This window comes from Streptomyces sp. NPDC057271 (genome assembly GCF_042668715.1).
GTDB lineage: Bacteria > Actinomycetota > Actinomycetes > Streptomycetales > Streptomycetaceae > Streptomyces.
The window spans coordinates 17,228-36,500 of the sequence record NZ_JBHUYJ010000006.1; the positions used below are offsets into that span (position 1 = coordinate 17,228).

General features: G+C 72.1%; 18 protein-coding genes. 16 read left to right on the top strand and 2 right to left on the bottom strand.

Translation table 11 applies throughout. The annotated features are described in order from the left end of the window. Positions 1–55: 55 nt before the first annotated feature. Complete coding sequence (locus ACFUJR_RS04540; RefSeq protein WP_383169599.1) at positions 56–1,237, bottom strand: pyridoxal phosphate-dependent aminotransferase; 1,182 nt, start codon at positions 1,235–1,237, stop codon at positions 56–58. 94 nt (positions 1,238–1,331) lie between these two features. Between ACFUJR_RS04540 and ACFUJR_RS04545 the strand changes: the two genes are divergently transcribed. The 9 genes from ACFUJR_RS04545 to ACFUJR_RS04585 all read left to right on the top strand — a co-directional run bounded on the left by ACFUJR_RS04545 (position 1,332) and on the right by ACFUJR_RS04585 (position 10,755). After that, complete coding sequence (locus ACFUJR_RS04545; RefSeq protein ID WP_383169601.1) at positions 1,332–1,523, top strand: hypothetical protein; 192 nt, start codon at positions 1,332–1,334, stop codon at positions 1,521–1,523. 308 nt (positions 1,524–1,831) lie between these two features. Then, positions 1,832–2,350: a DUF2617 family protein gene (locus ACFUJR_RS04550; protein ID WP_383169603.1), complete on the top strand. Its 519-nt coding sequence runs from the start codon at positions 1,832–1,834 to the stop codon at positions 2,348–2,350. Between the two features lie 75 nt (positions 2,351–2,425). Continuing rightward, a complete protein-coding gene (locus ACFUJR_RS04555; protein ID WP_383169605.1) occupies positions 2,426–4,114 on the top strand; it encodes a polyamine aminopropyltransferase in 1,689 nt (562 codons plus the stop codon). A gap of 76 nt (positions 4,115–4,190) precedes the next feature. Continuing rightward, entirely contained in the window at positions 4,191–5,372 is a 1,182-nt protein-coding gene (locus ACFUJR_RS04560) for an SRPBCC domain-containing protein (protein ID WP_383169607.1), read from the top strand. Between the two features lie 20 nt (positions 5,373–5,392). Then, a complete protein-coding gene (locus ACFUJR_RS04565; protein WP_383169608.1) occupies positions 5,393–6,190 on the top strand; it encodes an aldose 1-epimerase in 798 nt (265 codons plus the stop codon). A gap of 10 nt (positions 6,191–6,200) precedes the next feature. Beyond that, positions 6,201–6,749 (top strand): orotate phosphoribosyltransferase, encoded by a 549-nt coding sequence (gene pyrE, locus ACFUJR_RS04570; protein ID WP_315894058.1) that lies wholly within the window; start codon positions 6,201–6,203, stop codon positions 6,747–6,749. Between the two features lie 224 nt (positions 6,750–6,973). After that, positions 6,974–7,996, top strand: a complete 1,023-nt coding sequence (gene fbaA / locus ACFUJR_RS04575; RefSeq protein WP_383169611.1) for a class II fructose-bisphosphate aldolase — start codon at positions 6,974–6,976, stop codon at positions 7,994–7,996. A 94-nt stretch (positions 7,997–8,090) separates the two neighbouring features. Next, positions 8,091–9,257, top strand: coding sequence for a MalY/PatB family protein (locus ACFUJR_RS04580; protein WP_383169612.1), 1,167 nt, complete (start codon positions 8,091–8,093; stop codon positions 9,255–9,257). A 46-nt stretch (positions 9,258–9,303) separates the two neighbouring features. Next, positions 9,304–10,755: an MFS transporter gene (locus ACFUJR_RS04585; protein WP_383169614.1), complete on the top strand. Its 1,452-nt coding sequence runs from the start codon at positions 9,304–9,306 to the stop codon at positions 10,753–10,755. A 190-nt stretch (positions 10,756–10,945) separates the two neighbouring features. Here the strand turns inward: ACFUJR_RS04585 and ACFUJR_RS04590 are convergent, their stop codons facing one another. Next, complete coding sequence (locus tag ACFUJR_RS04590) at positions 10,946–11,365, bottom strand: DUF3151 domain-containing protein (RefSeq protein ID WP_383169616.1); 420 nt, start codon at positions 11,363–11,365, stop codon at positions 10,946–10,948. A gap of 345 nt (positions 11,366–11,710) precedes the next feature. Between ACFUJR_RS04590 and ACFUJR_RS04595 the strand changes: the two genes are divergently transcribed. From ACFUJR_RS04595 to ACFUJR_RS04625, 7 genes are all read left to right on the top strand, one after another. Further along, a complete protein-coding gene (locus ACFUJR_RS04595) occupies positions 11,711–12,637 on the top strand; it encodes a DUF3152 domain-containing protein (protein WP_383169618.1) in 927 nt (308 codons plus the stop codon). A 112-nt stretch (positions 12,638–12,749) separates the two neighbouring features. After that, complete coding sequence (locus ACFUJR_RS04600) at positions 12,750–13,598, top strand: tryptophan 2,3-dioxygenase family protein (RefSeq protein WP_383169620.1); 849 nt, start codon at positions 12,750–12,752, stop codon at positions 13,596–13,598. Next, a complete protein-coding gene (gene kynU / locus ACFUJR_RS04605) occupies positions 13,591–14,805 on the top strand; it encodes a kynureninase (protein ID WP_383169622.1) in 1,215 nt (404 codons plus the stop codon). Before ACFUJR_RS04600 ends, kynU begins: the two co-directional genes overlap by 8 nt. Before the next feature lie 103 nt (positions 14,806–14,908). Then, complete coding sequence (locus ACFUJR_RS04610; protein ID WP_383169624.1) at positions 14,909–15,778, top strand: alpha/beta hydrolase; 870 nt, start codon at positions 14,909–14,911, stop codon at positions 15,776–15,778. Positions 15,779–16,021: 243 nt separating this feature from the next. Then, a complete protein-coding gene (locus tag ACFUJR_RS04615) occupies positions 16,022–17,368 on the top strand; it encodes a sensor histidine kinase (RefSeq protein ID WP_383169625.1) in 1,347 nt (448 codons plus the stop codon). Further along, the gene (locus ACFUJR_RS04620; RefSeq protein ID WP_352190399.1) at positions 17,365–18,024 is read left to right on the top strand and encodes a response regulator transcription factor; all 660 of its coding nucleotides are present in this window, start codon (positions 17,365–17,367) and stop codon (positions 18,022–18,024) included. Before ACFUJR_RS04615 ends, ACFUJR_RS04620 begins: the two co-directional genes overlap by 4 nt. Positions 18,025–18,065: 41 nt before the next feature. Beyond that, on the top strand, positions 18,066–19,268 hold the full coding sequence (locus ACFUJR_RS04625; RefSeq protein ID WP_383169627.1) for a cytochrome P450: 1,203 nt from the start codon (positions 18,066–18,068) through the stop codon (positions 19,266–19,268). Positions 19,269–19,273 lie beyond the last annotated feature (5 nt).

Genomic DNA, 19,273 nt, shown 5'->3' on the forward strand with positions numbered 1-19,273 from the left:
GACGACAGGCGAGTTCCGGCGCCGTACGTCCTCGGCCGGGTATGCCGCCTGGCGTTCAGGACGAGAGGCGGCGAAGGCGGGTGGCCGCCTCTTGAAGCACGTCGTCCTTCTTGCAGAAGGTGAAGCGGACCTGGGTGCGGCCGGCGTCGGGGTCGTCGTAGAAGACGGAGTTGGGGATGGCGACGACGCCGCAGCGTTCGGGGAGGGCGCGGCAGAAGGCGTGGGCGTCCTTCTCTCCGAGGGGGGTGATGTCGGTGGTGATGAAGTAGGTGCCCTGGGGCTGGTAGACCTCGAACCCGGCGGCGCGCAGGCCGTCGCCGAGCAGGTCGCGCTTGCGCCGCAGGTCGGCGCGGAGGGTGTCGTAGTACGTGTCGGGGAGGCGGAGCGCCTCGGCGATCGCGTACTGGAAGGGGCCCGAGCTGACGTACGTCAGGTACTGCTTGGCCGTCCGGACGGCGGTCACGAGTTCCCGGCTGCCGGTAGCCCAGCCGACCTTCCAGCCGGTGAAGGAGAAGGTCTTGCCGGCCGAGCCGATGGTGAGCGTGCGCTCCCGCATCCCGGGAAGGCTCGCGATCGGCAGGTGCTCGGCGTCGTCGAAGACCAGGTGCTCGTACACCTCGTCGGTGACGACGAGCAGATCGCGGGCGACGGCGAGCTCGGCGATCGCGGTCAGTTCGGCGCGGGTGAGGACGGTGCCGGTCGGGTTGTGCGGGGTGTTGAGCAGGACCAGCCGGGTCCGGTCGGTGACGGCGGCCCGCAGCTCGTCCAGGTCCAGACGGTAGGCGCCGTCGTGCGGGCGGAGGGTGACCGGCACGCGCGTGCCGCCCGCCATCGCGATGCACGCGGCGTACGAGTCGTAGTACGGCTCCAGGGCGATCACCTCGTCGCCGGGCTCCACGAGGGCGAGCAGCGCGGCGGCGATCGCCTCGGTCGCGCCCGCCGTGACGAGGACCTCGCGGTCGGGGTCGTAGGTCAGTCCGTACCGCTTCAGCTGGTGCTCGGCGACGGCGGTGCGCAGCTCGGGTACGCCGGTGCCGGGCGGGTACTGGTTGCCGCGCCCGTCGCGCAGCGCCCGGACCGCGGCCTCCCGGATCTCCTCGGGGCCGTCGGTGTCGGGGAAGCCCTGTCCGAGGTTGATCGCCCCGGTCCGGACGGCGAGCGCGGACATCTCGGCGAAGATCGTCGTCCCGAACCCGGCGAGCCGGCGGTTGAGCAGCGGTCGTGTCATGCCCGTCATCCTGCGGTGAAGCTCTGGACTTCCTCAAGTGCGCTTTGGGCCGCGTGCGCGGGGGGCATCCCCCTGTCACACAAGACCTACGGGGGTGTCACACATGGAAGCTCTGATCATCGCAGTCATCATCCTGTTCGTCGTGGTGGGCATCGCCTCATCCGTCGGCGGCGCACGGCGCGGGGGCGGCCGACGGCGCGGGGGCGGCTGGTCGGGCGGCGGCGGAAGCGGCTGCGGGGGCGGTTCGTCCTGCGGCGGCGGAGGCGGCTGCGGGGGTGGCGGCGGGGGCGACTGACACGGGGCAGTCGTCCTCGCGATCACGCAGGTGCCCGGCCGGTCCAACATCCGCCGGGCACCTTCGTGTTGGAGCCGTTCGTCGAATCCGATTGAACAAGTGAACTGTGGGGTCCCCGAAGGGGATGGAAACCACGGCAAGTTGGGTAAAGACGCTGCGAGTCGCTCGAAGTCCGTGATTCCCTCGCACTTGATAGAGACAGCCCTCGGACCGTGTGTGGACCCGAGCCGGCGATCCCCCACTCCCGTTGGACCCTTCTCCGGGGCGCCCCCGGCCCACCCGTCAAACCGTGTTTGCGGAGCCGACCCATGCTCACGACCCTGAAGACCTCCTACACCGATACACGTGCGGCCGACCTGGCCTGGGCCCTCGGGCGCGAGCCGCTGCCCGCCCTCGCCGTGCTCGACCTCGAACTGACGGGTGCCAAGCTGCAGTTGCGGCTGCTCGGCGCCTCCCACCAGGTGCTTCTGGAGGAAGAGCAGCACAACTGCTCGGAGACCGTCGCCTGTATGCCCGGCAGCAGTACGCCGCTGCCGCTGGGCGTCTCCAAGCGCATCGGCGGCTGGGAGTACGAGTTCGCCGCCCGCGTCGAGAAGCTCTCGCACGGCTCCTTCGCGGGCCGTGCCCAGGAGTTGCTCGCACTGGTCGCCGACCATCCCAACGGCCTCGCGGGGACGTTTCCCGGTTCCCCGCACGCCTTCACCGCGATGCTGGCCCAGCGCCATGAGGGTCAGGTGCGGTGGCGCACCTGGCACGCGTACCCACAGGAAGGGCAGTTGGTGGTCACCAGGACGCGCATCGGCGTTCGTATGCCCGCCCCGCTGTAACGCGCTGCCCGGAAGCTTCATGTGCACTCGTGTGGGTGACAAGTGGCGACAGATGTGTGACGTAGCGTTACGAACATGATCGATCCGCCCCTGACCATGCCACCCGAGAGGGTGACGCGGCTGCCCGTGCAGCCGAGAGCGGTGCGGTTTCCGGTCCTCGTCGTCGTCTTCGTCTGCGCCGCCTGCGGTCTCGTCTACGAGCTGGAACTGGTTGCCCTCGCCTCGTACTTGATCGGCGACTCCGTCACCCAGGCCTCCGTCGTGCTGTCCGTGATGGTCTTCGCGATGGGTGTCGGCTCGCTGCTCGCCAAGCGGCTGCGCTGCCGCGCTGCCGTCGGCTTCGGGCTCGTCGAGGGCGGACTCGCGCTGATCGGAGGCTGCTCGGCCCTCGTGCTGTACGCGGCGTTCGCCTGGCTGGGCGAGGCGCGGTACGTCCTGGTGGCGTTCTCGCTGGCCATCGGGGTTCTCACCGGAGCGGAGATCCCGCTGCTCATGTCGCTGATCCAGCGGGCGGAGTCGGTGCGTTCCCCCGGCGTACGGGAGAAGGAGGACGACGCGGATCCGGCCGGGACCGTCGCCGACCTGTTCGCCGCGGACTACGTCGGCGCGCTCGTCGGCGGTCTCGCCTTTCCCTTCCTGCTGCTGCCCTGGCTCGGTCAGGTCACCGGCGCGCTCGTCACCGGAGCGGTGAACGCGGTGGCGGGCGGCGGCCTGGTGCTGTGGCTGTTCCGGCGCGACCTGACCGGCCGCTCCCGGGCGCTGCTGATCGGTACGAACCTCGCGGTCCTCGCGGTCCTCGCCACCGCCACCGTCCTCGTCGACGACTTCGAGCGGGCCGCGCGCCGCGCGGTGTACGGCGACAGCGTGCGCCTCGCCGTCCAGACCGACCTGCAGGAAGTGGTGGTGACGGGGGAGCGGGGCAGCCCGCCCGACCTCTTCGTGGACGGCCGCATGCGGTCCGGCGGCGAGGACGGCACCCGGTACCACGAGTCGCTGGTGCACCCCGCGATGAACGGGCCGCACGCGCGTGTGCTGATCATCGGCGGCGGCGACGGTCTCGCCGCGCGCGAGGTGCTGCGCTACCCCGGCGTCCGCGCGGTCACCGTCGTCGAGGTCGACCCCGGAGTCGTACGGCTCGCCCGGAGCCACCCCGAACTGGCCGCGCTCAACGAGAACGCCCTGCGCGACCCGCGTGTCCGCGTCGCCTCCGCGGACGCCTTCCGCTGGCTGCGCGAGACGGCGACGACCGGGCCCGAGGGGGCGGGCGAGGGCCCGCGCGAGCGGTACGACGTGGTGATCTCGGACCTGCCCGACCCGGGGATCTCGGCCGGGACGAAGCTCTACTCCGAGGAGTTCTACGGCCTCGCCGCCCGGGTCCTCGCCGACGAGGGACGACTCGTCGTGCACGCCGGATCGGCATCCGCACGTCCCCACACCTTCTGGACGGTGGACTCCACCCTGCGCGCGGCCGGCTTCGCGACCCGGGCCTACAGCGCGCACGGTCGCGGGGCGCACCTCGCCGCGGGCCCCGACAGGGCCGACCGCGCGGGGGACACGGAGACGGGGACGGGCGACTGGGGCTACCTGCTCGCGGCCGCGGGCACCTACCCGCCCGAGCTGCGCCTCGCCGCCGACGCGCCCCGGCTCCGGTCCCTGACGGCCGGCGGCCTGGTGTCGGGAGCACGGGCGGCCGAGCGGACCCGGGACGACCGGGCCGCCCCGCCGCCGCCCTCGACACTGGTCCACCCGCGGTACGGCGGCTGACCTCGCCGGGGCCGGTCGCCGCGGACCCGGGACAAACAGGCGACGACGACGCCTGGTCTGAGTAGGCTCGGCTTCCATGGAGCATGAGGTGTTCGTTCCGGTACCGGCCGAGGTCCTCCGCGCGACCCTGACGGACCCCGCACGGGTGGCGCGCTGCGTCCCCGGTCTCCAGCAGGACGCGGAGGAGGGCCCGCTCGCCGGCCGGCTGAAGATCCGGGCCGGCGGCAACACGATCACCTACCGGGGCGCGCTGCGGCTGACCGAACGGGGCGATGTCATCTCCGTCGAGGGCAAGGGCACCGAGGTCCGGGGCAAGGGCTCGGTGAAGCTCTCGCTGGCGATCGCGCTCACCCCGGTGGCCGACGGTACGACGCTCGCCTTCACCGGCGCGGTGAAGGTCGCGGGCCGGCTCGCCGACCTCTCCGAGGAGGCACGGGAGGCGGCGGCCCAGCGGCTGATCGACAAGTTCGTCGCCGGTCTGGCCGCGGCGACGCAGCCCAGCGGCGCGGAGAACGGCCGGGCGGTGGACGGCCGGGCGGCGAAGGAGCCCGACGACGCGTCCGGCACGGCAGCCGGCACGGCCGGGGCCGAGGCCTCCGCGGACGAGCCCGGGTCCGAGGCCGTGGACGAGCCGGCGTCCGGGCGCGGGTCCAGGCCGGTGGACGAGCCGGGGTCCGAGCCCGAGCCCAGGCACGGGCGCGAGTCCGAGCCCGGGTCTGGGTCCGAGCCCAGGCCCGTGGACGAGCCCGCGGACGAGCCCGGGTCCGAGGCCGTGGACGAGCCGGCGTCCGGGCGCGGGCCCGAGCCCGAGCCCGGGTCCGGGTCCGGGTCCGGGTCCGGGTCCGGGCGTGAGGCTGTGGCTCGGTCCGTGGACGACGCCCTGGACGGGATCGACGACGAGGCCGACAGCGACAGCGACGGTGTCGACGACGGCGTAGAGGAGCCCCACCGCCCGTCGGTCTTCGAGACGCCCGTCCCCCCGCCCTCGCTCGGCCCTTTCCAGGGTGAGGACTTCGAGGACGCCCCCGTCGAGTACCCCGCCGAGCCCCCGGCCGCCGAGGCCGCCCACGCCCGGCGCACGATGATCGGACGGAGCGCCGAGGAGGTCGACCACGCGCCGCCGCGCGGCCGGTACGCCCCCGTCCCCGCCACGGAGCCGACCACCGCCGGCGCCACCCTGCGCTGGATCGCCCCCGCCGCCGCCCTCGCGCTCGCCTCCGCTGTGGTCGTCGGCCGGGCGCTGCGCCGCCGGCGCTGATCCCCGTCTACTGTCGGGGCGTGAGCAAGCAGACGCGACTGACGGCGGGCGACGCCGAGTTGACCATCAACCCCGACAACGGCTGCCGCATCGAGAGCCTGCGCATCGGCGGCACGGAGCTGCTGCGCCAGGGCGAGCGGTACGGCTGCTTCCCGATGGTGCCCTGGTGCGGGCGGATCGAGCTGGGGCAGTTCCGCAACGGCGGTGTGAAGCACCAGATGCCTCTCAACTCTCCGCCGCACGCCATCCACGGCACCGGCCGCGACTCCGTCTGGAAGCCCGCCCGGACGGCGGACGACGACGGACGCGCGGCGGCGTTCACCTACGAGCTGGGCGACCCGTGGCCGTACACCGGCCGGGTCACCCAGACCTTCGCCCTCACCGAGGAGAGCCTCACCGTGCAGCTCGGTGTCGAGACGCTCGCCGACTCCTTCCCGGCGCAGGCCGGCTGGCACCCCTGGTTCAACCGCAGCCTCGACGGCGGTGCTCCCGTACGCATCGACTTCACGGCCGACTGGCAGGAGGAGCGCGGCGAGGACCACCTCCCCACCGGGCGTCGGATCGGCCCGACCCAAGGCCCCTGGGACGACTGCTTCGGCATGCCCGGAGGCGTCGACATCACCCTCACCTGGCCGGAGCAGCTGGAGCTGAAGGTGACCAGCCGGAGTGAATGGGTGGTGATCTACGACGAGCAGGAGGCGGCGGTCTGTGTGGAGCCGCAGTCCGGCCCGCCGAACGGCCTCAACACCCTCCCGCACTACGTGACGCCGATCGAGCCGCTGGAGATCGCGGCCACGCTCGCCTGGCGGCGGCTTTAAGCTCATGAGCATGACTGACGTACGTGCTGACCTGCTCCAGCAGATCAAGGACAAGGCCGTGGTGCACGGCAAGGTGACCCTCTCCTCGGGGCTGGAGGCCGACTACTACGTCGATCTGCGCCGGATCACGCTGGACGGAGCCGCCTCTCCGCTCGTCGGTCAGGTCATGCTCGACCTGACCGCGGACCTGGAGTTCGACGCCGTGGGCGGTCTGACGCTCGGTGCCGACCCGGTCGCGACGGCGATGCTGCACGCCTCCGCCGCCCAGGGGAAGCGTCTGGACGCCTTCGTCGTCCGTAAGGCCGCCAAGGCTCACGGGATGCAGCGTCAGGTCGAGGGCCCGGACATCAAGGGCCGCCGGGTCCTGATCGTCGAGGACACCTCCACCACCGGCGGCTCCCCGCTCACCGCCGTCGAGGCGGCGCGTGCGGCCGGTGCCGAGGTCGTGGCGGTCGCCACGATCGTGGACCGGGCGACGGGCGCGGGCGAGAAGATCAGCACCACTGCGGGCGTGCCGTACCTCTACGCCTTCGCGCTCGACGAGCTGGGTCTCGCCTGATCGAAGCCGAGTGATCGAGGCGAAGTCGTGACTTAGGTTCCGGAGCCGCCCGGCGGCTGCGCTGACCTGCGACTTTGGCCAGGGGCGGAGTGTTTCACGTGAAACGCTCCGCCCCTTCCTCCTGGTGTCCGCGGAAGAGTCTGGAAAGATGGGCTCCGACGATGACGTCGCCCCAGGTCAGGGTCAAGTAACGCACCCACCCGCACATCACAAGGAGCGGACGAATGCCCATCGCAACCCCCGAGGTCTACAACGAGATGCTCGACCGGGCGAAGGCAGGCAAGTTCGCCTACCCGGCCATCAACGTGACCTCCTCCCAGACTCTGCACGCCGCGCTGCGGGGCTTCGCGGAGGCCGAGAGCGACGGCATCATCCAGATCTCGACCGGTGGCGCCGAGTTCCTGGGCGGCCAGCACAACAAGGACATGGTCACGGGCGCCGTCGCCCTGGCCGAGTTCGCGCACATCGTCGCCGCCAAGTACGACATCACCGTCGCGCTGCACACCGACCACTGCCCGAAGGACAAGCTGGACGGCTATGTCCGTCCGCTGCTCGACATCTCCGCCGAGCGCGTCAAGGCCGGTCAGAACCCGCTCTTCCAGTCGCACATGTGGGACGGCTCCGCCGAGACCCTCGCCGACAACCTGGCCATCGGCCAGGAGCTGCTGGCCAAGGCCGCCGCCGCCCGGATCATCCTCGAGGTCGAGATCACCCCGACCGGAGGCGAGGAGGACGGCGTCACCCACGAGATCAACGACGAGCTGTACACCACCGTCGACGACGCGATCCGCACCGCCGAGGCCCTGGGCCTGGGCGAGAAGGGCCGCTACCTGCTGGCCGCCTCCTTCGGCAACGTGCACGGCGTCTACAAGCCGGGCAACGTCGTGCTCCGTCCCGAGCTGCTCAAGGACCTGCAGGCGGGCGTCGCCGAGCGCTTCGGCAAGGCCAACCCGTTCGACTTCGTCTTCCACGGCGGCTCCGGCTCCTCCGCCGAGGAGATCGCCACCGCGCTGGAGAACGGCGTCGTGAAGATGAACCTCGACACCGACACCCAGTACGCCTTCACGCGTCCGGTCGCCGACCACATGTTCAAGAACTACGACGGCGTCCTGAAGGTCGACGGCGAGGTCGGCAAGAAGTCCACCTACGACCCGCGCACCTGGGGCAAGCTCGCCGAGGCCGGCATGGCCGTGCGTGTGACCGAGGCGTGCGCGGCGCTGCGCTCGTCCGGCACGAAGCTGAAGTGAAATAGGCGTTAGTCAGTGGTGGAAAGGCCCGGCACCCTGTGGTGCCGGGCCTTTCCGTACCTCCAGGGCCTTTCCGTACCTCCAGGAGAACTGAATGACGACGTACGACTTCGACCGCGAGATCGACCGCCGGGGCACCTGCTCGGTCCAGTGGGACGATGTCGCGGATCGCTTCGGTGTCGGCGAACTGCTCCCCTTCACCATCTCCGACATGGACTTCGCCTCCCCGCCCGAGGTCCTCGACGCCCTGCGCGCACGGGTCGAGCACGGGGTCTTCGGCTACACGGAGTGGCGGATCGGCGAGTTCCGTGAGGCGATACGCCACTGGTACGCGACCCGTCACGACACCGCGCTCGACATCGAGACGCTGGTCTACGCCCCGTCCGTGCTCAGCCAGCTCTCGCAGCTGCTCCAGATGTGGACCGCGCCCGGCGACGGCGTGGTGGTGCACACCCCGACGTACGACGGCTTCCGCAAGGCGGTCATGGGCCTGGGGCGCGAGCTGCGAGGCGTGCCGGTCGGGGACACCGAGGCGCTGGAGGCGGAGCTGGCGAAGCCGGACAGCCGGATGCTGCTGCTCTGCTCGCCGCACAACCCGACGGGTCGGGTATGGCGGGAGGAGGAGCTCGCGGAGTTCGCGCGCCTCGCCGAACTCCACGGGGTCGCGGTCGTCAGCGACGAGATCCACGCGGACCTGGTGGCCGACGGCCGGCGGCACATCCCGTGGCTCCGCTTCGCGGAGCCGGGGCGCGGGCGGCGGTGGGCACTGATCACCTCGGGCACGAAGGCCTTCAATTTCCCGGCGCTGACCGGCTCGTACGGGATCATCGGCGACCCGGACGAGAGGGCGGAGTTCATTCGCCGGATGGAGACGGGCGAGGGCCTCGCCTCGCCGGCGGTGCTCTCGATGACCGCGCATGTCGCCGCGTACCGGCAGGGCGCGCCATGGCTGGACGAGCTGCGGGCGTATGTGGCGGGCACGATGCGGCTCCTTGAGGAGCGGCTCGCGGTGGGGCTGCCGGGGGTGAGCTGGACGCCTCCGCAGGCCGGCTATCTGGCGTGGATCGACCTGCGCCCGCTCGGGATCGACGAGGACGCGCTCCAGCGGGAGCTGGTGGAGGTCGAGAAGGTCGCGATCATGCCGGGCCGGGTGTACGGGGCGCCGGGCTTCGTCCGCCTCAACGTCGGCTGCCCGAGGAGGAAGGCGGAGCGGGGCGTGGAAGCCTTGGTCAGGGCGGCAACGCGGCTCCGCACGACCTGACCGCCCCAGCGGGACGATCGGCCACGACGGGGGGAGCATGGCAGGCATGGACATCAGGCTCGCCTCGGGCACCGGCCGGTGGATCGTCCTCACCACCGTGCTGGGCTCGGGGATGGCGCTGCTCGACTCCACCGTCGTCAACGTCGCTCTGCCGCACATCGGCGAGGACCTCGGCACCGACATGGCCGCGCTCCAGTGGACGGTCAACGCCTACATGCTGACCCTCGCCGGGCTGATCCTGCTCGGCGGGGCGCTGGGCGACCGGTACGGGCGGCGGAGGGTCTTCGTGCTCGGGATCGTGTGGTTCGCCGTCGCCTCCCTGCTGTGCGGGCTCGCGCCGAACGCGGGCGTCCTGATCGCCGCCCGCGCTCTCCAGGGCATCGGCGGCGCGCTGCTCACCCCCGGGTCACTCGCGCTGATCCAGGCCAGTTTCCACCCGGACGACCGGGCCAAGGCCGTCGGGCTCTGGTCCGGCTTCGGCGGGGTCGGTGCGGCGATCGGGCCGTTCGTCGGCGGGTGGTTGGTCGACGGGCCCGGCTGGCGGTGGGTGTTCCTGCTGAACGTGCCGCTGGCCGCGCTGTGCGTACCGGTCGCGCTGCGTCATGTGCCCGAGTCACGCGACGAGTCCGCCCATGGCCGTTTCGACGTTCTCGGCGCCCTTCTGGGCGCGGCCGCGCTCGCCCTCGTGACGTACGCGCTGATCTCCGAGGCCTGGTGGGCCGCCGGGGTCGGGGTCGTGGTCGGGGTGTTCTTCGTCGTCCTGGAGCGACGTCTGCCGGAGCCGATGGTGCCCCCGTCGATCTTCGCGTCCCGGCTGTTCACGATGGTCAACCTGGTGACGCTCTGCGTGTACGCGGCACTGGGCGGCTTCTTCTTCCTCGCCGTGCTCCAGCTCCAGGTGGTGTCCGGCTACTCGGCGCTCGCGGCGGGGACGGCGCTGCTGCCGACGACGATCCTGATGCTGCTGCTCTCGGCGAAGTCGGGCGAGCTGGGGGAGAAGATCGGGCCCCGGATCCCGCTGACCGTGGGGCCGCTGCTGTGCGCGGTGGGGATGGTCCTGATGCTGCGGGTCGGTGAGGACGCCTCGTACGTCGAGGACGTGCTGCCCGCGATGGTGGTGCTCGGCCTCGGGCTCACCGTCCTGGTGGCTCCGTTGACGGCGACCGTCCTGGCCTCGGTGGACGTGGCGCGGGCGGGCCTGGCGAGCGGGATCAACAACGCGGCGGCGCGGGCGGCGGGTCTGCTCGCGGTGGCGGCGCTGCCGACGCTGGCCGGGATGGGCCCGGAGGCGTACCGCTCGGCGGAGGAGTTCGGGGAGACGTTCCGGCGGGCGATGCCGATGTGCGCGGGGCTGATGGTGGCGGGTGCGGTCCTGGCCTGGGCGACCGTGCGGAAGCCGGCCGCGGCCGGCTGCCACCCCGAGTGCAAGGTCCACTGCGGGGTGACGGCACCCCCGCTGGACCCGGGGGACCGCTCGGCACAGGAGGAGGGCGGCTGAGGAAGACGGGCCCCATGGCCCGCCACGAGAACCTCTGGAGGGACCGCCCCCGCCCCTCAGCGACGACCCGGATCCGCGCGAGCTGCTCGGCCCGGTGCCGTGGGAGGACGGCGCTGAAGGTGATCGAGCACTCCGTGCCGCCGCCGCTGTCCGAGTGACGGCGGCACAGACGTCTCGACTGCGGTGATCGTTACCGCTTCAGCTCGGTGTAGGCCTCGGCACTGCTGTCCTTGAGGAACTGCCAGCACCGCTCCGTCTCGTCCTTCTCGTTGATCTCTCCGGCGGCGCGAGCGAGGGCGGCGAGGCAGCGCAGGAACCCGCGATTGGCCCGGTGGTCCCAAGGGATGGGGCCATGTCCCTTCCACCCGGCCCGGCGCAGAGCGTCCAGACCGCGGTGGTAGCCGGTACGGGCGTAGGCGTACGACTCGACGACCCGCCCCGCCTCGAAGGCGTCGTCGGCGAGCATCGCCCAGGCGAGCGAGAACGTGGGATCCTTCGCCACCACTTCGGCCGGCGGCAGGGACTCCTCGCCCAGGAGGCGGTACGCCTCTTCGTTCTCCGGCAGATACGTCGGCTCCGGGCCGCCGAGCAGGTTCTTGTGTTCAGCCATGCCGCCAGTCTGCCAGCTGTGCGGCTGCCTTCCCCCAAGTGCTGTCCGCCCGATGCCTCCGGGACGAGAGGCGACTCAGGGCCGGGAGTCGCGCACGGTCGGCCCGCGACTGCCGGGCAGCCGACCTCGACCTCCAGCCGACTCCTCGGAGACGCCCGCGGGAACCCGGGACTGACGCACCGGTTTCCCCCGTTCTGTGGGGCGGGGGAAACCGGTCATCGTCCCAGGAATGTTCGAGCCGTTCGAAGCGGCGGTTACGATCCTTCGGACCGTTGTACCGAAGCAGCCGGCACAGAGGCCCCACCCTCTTCCCCCCAACCGGCCGACGCAGGGGAGAAGTCTGTCTTGGGCAAGCGCGCCGCCGCACCCGCGGGCCGGGGACGATCGTCGGGCCGCAGCCGCGGTCGGAGTCAGGGTCGCGGTCGGAGCCAGGGCGGGGGCCGAGCGCGTGGCCGGTCCGAGCGGAGCCCGATAAGACGGCTGGTCCTCCCGACGCTCGCGCTCGTCACGCTCTCCCTCGGCGGCGGCGCCGCCCTCGCCCACTACAACAGCGGCCAGGACGCGGGCGGCGACCGCGTCGCGGCCACCCCCTCCCGCCCGGTCGAGACGACGACGGCGATCCCCACCCCCAAGGCCGCGACCCCGAAGCCGAAGCAGACCACCGCCAAGCCGGAGCCGTCGGTCACGCCCAGCAAACCGAAGGTGCCCACCAAGGGCTCCGGCAGCTTCACCACCGCCAAGTCGTCCGGCGACGCCGTCGGCACCGGCGGTACCCTGCGCCGCTACCGCGTCCAGGTCGAGGGCGGCATCGACCTCTCCGCCCTCCAGGTCGCCACCGAGATCCAGCAGATCCTCGACCATCCGCGCGGCTGGGCCGCCCACGGCCGTGGCCGGTTCCAGCTGGTCTCCGAGAACGCCGACTTCGTCATCCGGATCGCCACCCCGGCGACCGCCGACAAGCTCTGCCTCGCCCAGGGGCTGAACACGCGCGGCGAGCTGAACTGCGAGACCACGGACGGCGTGGTGGTGAACCTGAAGCGCTGGCTGCTGGGCTCCCCGACCTTCTCCGGGACCCCCGCCGAGTACCGGCATCTGATCATCAACCACGAGGTCGGGCACGAGATCGGCATCCGGACCCATATGAGCTGTCCCGGTCCAGGCAAGCCCGCGCCCGTCATGATGCAGCAGATCAAGGGACTCAAAGGCTGCCGTTCGAACGCGTATCCGTATGACGAAGACGGTAGCTACATCGAGGGTCCGATCGTGCCATGATGCGCATGGGACCGTGTGCGACGAAGCACGCGGGCCCGAGGGGACCGGGGCTCCACTTGCCACACGGAAGGAGCGGACCGCTACCCGGTAGTTGCGTATCGAGGAGACAGCGATGTCCACCTTCCCCGATGCCTCCGAAGCCGGTTCGGTCGAAGCACCGAACCTCGACTTCGCGGGCACGACGCCGTACGAGGACTACGTACAGGCGGACGTACTCACCCACCTCCAGCACCTCCGCTCCGACGACCCGGGCGAGATGGTCTTCCTGGTCACCACCCAGGTCATGGAGCTGTGGTTCACCGTCATCGTCCACGAGTGGGAGACCGCGAGCCGCGCGCTGCGCGAGGACCGCATCCCGGTGGCGATGGACGCGCTCAAGCGCTCCGTGCGCGAGCTGGAGGCGCTGAACCACTCCTGGCGCCCGCTGGCCCAGCTCACCCCGGCGCAGTTCAACTCCTACCGCGCGGCCCTCGGCGAGGGCTCCGGCTTCCAGTCGGCGATGTACCGGCGCATGGAGTTCCTGCTGGGCGAGAAGTCCGCGTCGATGCTGGTGCCGCACCGCGGGGCGCCCCGCGTCCACGCCGAGCTGGAGAAGGCGCTGCAGGAGCCGAGCCTGTACGACGAGGTCCTCAGGCTCCTCGCCCGCCGCGGGCTGCCCGTGCCGCAGCCCGTGCTCGCCCGTGATCTGGCGAAGAAGTACGAGCCGTCGCCCGAGATCGAGGAGATCTGGGCCGGGATCTACGCCGACGCCGACCAGAACGGGGAACTCGTCCGTCTGGGCGAGGCGCTGAGCGATGTCGCCGAGCTGATCTGGCGCTGGCGCAACGACCACCTCGTCGCCACCCGTCGGGCCATGGGCTCCAAGACGGGCACCGGCGGCTCGGCGGGCGTCGCCTGGCTGGAGAAGCGGGCGCAGAAGAACGTGTTCCCCGAGCTGTGGACGGCGCGCAGCCATGTCTGAGGCGATGCGCGAGAACGCGCTGCTCCGTGACTCGAACGACCCGCTGGCGAAGGTGCGCGAGAGGTTCGCCCTCGACGACGCGACCGTCTACCTCGACGGGAACTCGCTGGGCGCGCTCCCGGCGCATGTGCCCGACCGGATGGCCGACGTCATCACCCGCGAGTGGGGGCAGCTGCGCATCCGCTCCTGGGACGAGAGCGGCTGGTGGACCGCGCCCGAGCGGATCGGCGACCGGATCGCCCCGCTCGTCGGCGCCGCCCCCGGCCGGATCGTGGTCGGCGACTCGACGAGCGTGAACGTCTTCAAGGCGGTCGTCGCGGCCACCCGGCTCTGCGCCGAGGACCGGGACGAGATCCTCGTCGACGCCACGACGTTTCCCACGGACGGGTACATCGCCGCGTCGGCGGCCCGGATGACCGGCCGTCGGCTCGTGCCCGTCGCCCCCGCCGACATGGCGGAGGCGGCGGGGCCGCGTACGGCCGCCGCGCTGGTCAACCACGTCGACTTCCTCACCGGACGGCTCCACGACCTGCCCGGGATCACGGCCGCGCTGCACGCGGCGGGCGCCCTGGCGATCTGGGACCTGTGCCACACCGCGGGCGCGCTGCCCGTCGGCCTGGAGGAGCACGGCGTCGACCTGGCCGTCGGCTGCACGTACAAGTACCTCAACGGCGGCCCCGGTTCGCCCGCGTACCTGTACGTCGCCGAACGGCACCAGGCCGGCTTCGACTCGCCGCTGCCCGGCTGGACCTCCCACGCGGACCCCTTCGGGATGACCCCGGGGTACGCGGCGGCCGAGGGCGCGCTGCGGGGCCGGGTCGGTACGCCGGACATCCTGTCCATGCTGGCCCTGGAGTCGGCGCTCGACGTCTGGGACGGCGTCGACATGGCGGACGTACGGGCGAAGTCCCTCGCCCTGACGGACTTCTTCCTGGAGTGCGTCCGGGAGTACGCGCCGGCCGGCCGTGTCGAGTCGCTGACGCCCGAGGCGCACGACGAGCGCGGCAGCCAGGTCGCGTTGCGGTGCGCCGACGCCCCTGTCGTCATGCCGGAGCTGATACGGCGCGGGGTGGTCGGCGATCTGCGCCGTCCCGACGTGCTGCGGTTCGGCTTCACGCCGCTGTACGTCGGCTTCGCCGACGCGGAGCGGGCGGCGCGCGTCCTCGCCGAGGTGCTCGCGGAGGTGGGGTCCGGCCTCGACGGCTGAGGTCGGACGGTCCGATGATCGCTTGATCTGTGGGGGCGTCAGTCCTGATACGGTCCCCGCAGGTCAGGCCAATTCGGCCCCGTCCCCAGGAGGTTGGAACAGCATGCCGGACCCCGCCGCGCGCGACGCCGCCGAAGAAGCGTCGGCGTTCTCGCACCCGGCCGTCGCCCCGGACGCGTCCGCCGCGTACGGCGAACACCCCGACCAGGTCGTCGACTTCTACGCGCCGCGTGACGGCCGGCAGCGGGCGCCGCTCGTCGTCGCGCTGCACGGCGGTGCCTGGCGGGCACCGTACGACCGGCAGCACCTGACCCCTTTCGTGGACTTTCTGGCCCGCCGGGGGTTCGCCGTCGCCAACGTCGAGTACCGGCGGGGCTCCGCCCTGCCCCGTCAGGGTGGTACGGGACCGGTCGCCGGCCGCTGGCCGGAGACCCTCGACGACGTGGCCGCCGCGCTCGACGCCGTACCGCGGCTCGCCGCCGAGCATCTGCCGCAGGCCGATCCGCGCCGGATCGTGCTCACCGGGCATTCGGCGGGCGGCCACCTCGCCCTCTGGGCCGCGGCCCGGCACGTCCTCGCACCCGACGCGCCCTGGCGGCTGCCGTCCCCGCCCGCGCTGCGCGGAGTGGTGGCGCTCGCGCCCATCGCGCATTTCGACCGGGCAGTGGAGCTCGGGGTGTGCGGCGGGGCGGTGACCCAGTTCCTGGGCGGGGAGGGCGAGTTCGACGTACGGGCCCGGCACGCCGACCCGGCGCTGCTGCTGCCGACCGGTATCGCCACCACGGTCGTCCAGGGCAGGGACGACGTCGTCGTTCCGCAGGCCGTCGCCGACGCCTATGTGGACGCGGCGGCGAAGGCGGGCGAGACGGTCGGCTTCACGCTCCTCCAGGACGTCGGCCACTTCCCGCTGATCGACCCGGCGGCGGACGCGTGCGCGGTGGTCGCGGAGGAGATCGCCCAGCTGGCGTTCTGACGGCGGCCCACGCGTGACGGGGGGCGCGGCGTACCGGCGGCCCACGCGTGCCGGGGGCCACGCGTGCCGGGGGCGCGGACGTGTACCGGGCGTGGGGGCCCACGCGTGCCGGGGGCCACGCGTGCCGGGCGTGGGGGAGGCAGGGGCGGTCGTAGGCGCGGGCGTGTAGTACCTGGGACGGACGCGGGAGGATCCGCCGTCATGGTGACGACCGCGTCCGTCGCCGCCCGTACCGTTGCCGGGGTGACAGACACCCGCGACATGAGCCGCAGCCCCGAGTTCCGCCTGGCCCAGGGCGCGCTCGTCGGGCTGCGCCAGGACCTCTTCCACGACGTGTTCGCCTACCGGCCGCTGCGTCCCATGGCGGTCGACGGCCCGCTGACGCGGCGCCTGCCGGAACGGATACGCAGGAAGACCCGCTGGACGCCGCATGCGGTGGTGGCCGCCTTCGCCTTCTTCGTCTTCGCGGTGGGGATGGACCTCGGCTCCGGCAGCGGTGTGTTCGTCCTGGTCTACGCCGCGATGCCGGCCGTGGCCGTGCTGCTGACGCTGGTCCGCCCGGTGCTCGCGTTCTGGGCGTCGCTGGCCTTCACCCCGTTCGTCGCCTTCCTCGGCTCGTACGACTACGGCTGGCCGTGGGGACCGACCTCCGGCATCGCCCAGGTCGTGGTCATGACGGTGGTGGCCGCCCGGACCCGGCCCCGTACCGCGGCCTGGATCTGGCTGGTCACCCTCGTCTACGCCTTCTTCGCCACCAGCCTCCGGGGAGGCAGTGACAACGCCCTGTCGGTCCTCTTCCCGGCCGCGCTCGCCCTGCTCTTCGTGACCGTCGTCCAGGTCCGTCGCGAGGCCGAGCAGACGGTCACCGCCCAGCAGACCGTGACCGCCGTGGAGCGCTCCCGGCGGACTCTGCTCGAAGAGCGCACCACCATCGCCCGTGAACTGCACGACGTCGTCGCCCACCACATGTCGGTGGTCGCCATCCAGGCCGAGGCCGCGCCCTACCGGGTCGAGAACCCGCCGCCGGAGCTGGAGCAGGCCTTCGTCACCATCCGCGAGAACGCCGTCGCCGCCCTGACCGAGCTGCGGCGTGTCCTCGGGGTCGTACGGGCGGAGGACTACGAGGCGCCCGACGCCCCGCAGCCCACGCTCGCCGACCTCGGCGGGCTGATCGGCAACGTCCGCGAGGCCGGACTCGACGTCGAGCAGACGGTGACCGGCGCGGTCCGGGAGCTGCCGCAGGGTGTGGAGCTCTCGGCGTACCGGATCATCCAGGAGGCGCTGAGCAACGTGCTGCGGCACGCGCCCGGCGCCGGGGCGAAGGTGGAGGTGAGCTACGTCCTCGGCGGCCTTGGCCTGCGGATCGTCAACGGCCCGGCACGCGGGCTCGTCAAGCCCGCCGGTGACCCGGCCACCACCTCTCAAGGAGGGCTTCGCCGGCCCCCTTCGATGGGCGCGGGTCACGGCATCACCGGGATGCGCGAGCGGGTGACGATGCTGAACGGTGAGATGACGGCCGAGGCGACCGAGGACGGCGGGTACGAGGTCACGGCCTTCATCCCCGTGACCCGCGAGGAGTCGGACCAGTGATCCGCGTACTGATCGTCGACGACCAGATGATGGTCCGCGAGGGCTTCTCGGTGCTGCTCGGCGCGATGCCGGACATCGAGGTCGTCGGCGAGGCCGTCAACGGCCGCGAGGCGATCGCCCAGGTCGCGGCCCTGCGCCCGGACGTGGTCCTCATGGACATCCGTATGCCCGAGCTGAACGGTATCGACGCGACCCGCGAGATCGTCGCGGCGGACGCGGACGCGAAGGTCCTCGTCCTGACGACCTTCGACCTGGACGAGTACGTGTACCAGGCACTGCGCGCCGGGGCCTCGGGCTTCCTGCTGAAGGACGCCTCGGCGCGGCAGCTGGCCGACGGGGTACGGGTGGTGGCGGCCGGCGAGGCGCTGCTCGCGCCGACCGTGACGAAGCGGCTGATCACCGAGTTCGCGAAGGCGGCGGAGACCCCGAGGGCTCCGGCGCTGTCGCAGGTGGGGGAGTTGACCGAGCGGGAGACGGAGGTCCTGGTGCTGATCGCGCAGGGCCTGTCGAACGCGGAGATCGCCGACCACCTGGTGGTGGCCGAGTCGACGATCAAGACACATGTGAGCCGCATCCTGGTGAAACTGGGCCTGCGCGACCGGACCCAGGCGGCGGTCTTCGCCTACGAGGCGAGACTGGTGCAGGTCGGCGGGTAGCGACGGGTGCGGGCCGCCGGGCGGGCCGGTAGCGTCCGGCCATGGACGTTCCTTTCGAGCCGTGGTCGCCCGACTTCGTCGCGGACCCGTACCCCGCCTACGCCCAACTGCGGGCCACGGGCCGGGCGCACTGGTACGGGCCGACCCGCCAATGGCTGATCCCGCACTACGCGGACGTGTCGGCGCTGCTGCGGGACCGGCGCCTGGGCCGCACGTACACGCACCGCTTCACCCACGAGGAGTTCGGGCGTACGGCCCCGCCCGCCGCGCACGAGCCCTTCCACACGCTCAACGACCACGGGCTGCTCGACCTGGAGGCGGCCGACCACACGCGGATCCGGCGCCTCGTGTCGAAGGCGTTCACCCCGCGGACGGTGGAGAACCTGGCGCCCACGGTGGAGCGGCTCGCCGCGGACCTGGTGGGGGGTCTCGTCGCGCGGGGCGGCGGCGATCTGCTCGCGGAGGTGGCGGAGCCGCTGCCGGTCGCCGTGATCGCGGAGATGCTGGGCATCCCGGAGGAGGACGAGGAGCGGGGGCGGCTGCGGCCCTGGTCGTCGGACATCTGCGGGATGTTCGAGCTGAACCCGTCGGAGGAGACGGCGCGGCGGGCGGTCCAGGCCTCGCTCGAATTCTCGGCGTACCTGCGGGAGCTGATCGAGCGGCGGCGCAAGGACCCGGGGGAGGACCTCATCTCCTCGCTGATCGCCGTGGAGGAGCTGACCGAGCAGGAGATGGTCTCGACGTGCGTGCTGCTGCTCAACGCGGGGCACGAGGCGACGGTGAACACGACCGTGAACGGCTGGTGGACGCTGCTGCGGCACCCGGAGCAGCTGGCCGCGCTCCGGGCCGATCCGGACGGAATGTTGTCCACAGCTGTGGAAGAACTGCTGCGCTACGACACACCGCTGCAGATGTTCGAGCGCTGGGTCCTCGACGACATCGAGGTCGGCGGCGTCGTGATCCCGCGCGGCTCGGAGGTCGCCCTCCTCTTCGGCTCGGCCAACCGCGACCCGGCCCGCTTCGCCTCCCCGGACGTCCTGGACCTCTCCCGTACGGAGAATCCGCACATCACCTTCGGCGCGGGCATCCACTACTGCCTGGGCGCGCCGCTGGCCCGCCTGGAACTGACGGCGAGCTTCGGCGAACTGCTCCGCAGGGCCCCCCGCCTGCGCCTGGCGGCGGAGCCGCGCTGGAACCCCGGCTATGTGATCCGGGGCGTGAGCGAACTGCTGGTGGAGGTGTAGCTACC